Raw genomic sequence first — 244 nt, forward strand, 5'->3', positions numbered from 1 at the left:
AGTACAGCTACGAAGCTTCGCTGATGGCGCTGCACGATCGTGATGTCTATCGCACTATGGCATGCGGCATCGCGGGCCTGTCGGTGGCGACGGACTCCCTGTCTGCCATCAAATATGCCCGCGTGAAACCAATCCGTGACGAAAACGGCCTGGCGGTGGACTTTGAAATCGACGGTGAATATCCGCAGTACGGCAACAACGACGAGCGCGTAGACAGCATTGCCTGCGACCTGGTTGAACGCTT

Annotated in this window: 1 protein-coding gene; it reads left to right on the top strand. The window is 57.4% G+C overall.

Annotated features, from left to right (window positions below; translation table 11 throughout):
• Window positions 1-244: pyruvate formate lyase family protein (locus tag FN960_RS24660; protein ID WP_368854075.1), on the top strand; the 244-nt coding region annotated here is incomplete at both ends.

Origin of the sequence: Alkalicoccobacillus porphyridii, from assembly GCF_007293315.1 — a bacterium.
GTDB lineage: Bacteria > Bacillota > Bacilli > Bacillales > Bacillaceae_D > Alkalicoccobacillus > Alkalicoccobacillus porphyridii.